This is a genomic window from Pseudomonas sp. EA_5y_Pfl2_R50, from assembly GCF_963970475.1.
Classification (GTDB): Bacteria; Pseudomonadota; Gammaproteobacteria; order Pseudomonadales; family Pseudomonadaceae; genus Aquipseudomonas.
The window spans coordinates 1-459 of sequence record NZ_CAXAPT010000162.1; the positions used below are offsets into that span (position 1 = coordinate 1).

At 64.9% G+C, this 459-nt stretch carries 1 protein-coding gene; it reads right to left on the reverse strand.

Annotation, left to right across the window (positions count from 1 at the left end; translation table 11 throughout):
* Positions 1-361, reverse strand: a 361-nt coding sequence (locus AACY19_RS27240) for a hypothetical protein (RefSeq protein WP_339454596.1), incomplete at its 3' end; no start/stop codon positions are given.
* Between the last annotated feature and the right edge of the window lie 98 nt (positions 362-459).

The window sequence follows — 459 nt, forward strand, 5'->3', positions numbered from 1 at the left end:
CGGGGGTACGCACATTGGTGACGTCGGTGTGGAGTTCGCGCACATCGACATCGATCCGGTCGAGGTCCAGCCGAACTTTTACGGAGTCCGCGGAGAGGAGCGGTGGCTCACCGGCTCCATTGATCGCCAGCCGCAAATTGGACAGTTCTCGGCGCAAGCTGGCGCGGGCTTGATCGGGATCGCGGCCGCCCCACAGTTGCGCTTGCAGCCAGGCGCGCGAGCGTTCGCCCGAGCGCGCCAGGGCAATCAGGGCGAGCAAGGCAATGCCCTTGCGGCTGGTGATCTGCAGGCGGGTGCCGTCAGGCGCGAACAGCCCAAACGCACCGAGCAACCGCAAGCGATGCGGTGTCCTGTTCTCCATGACCCTGTTCCCCGCGTCGCGCTTTCCGCCTCGCCCCCGCGACGGCTTTCACGTTTTTCGGACTCCAGTAAAACATCGTACGTAGGTCGCGTCTATCG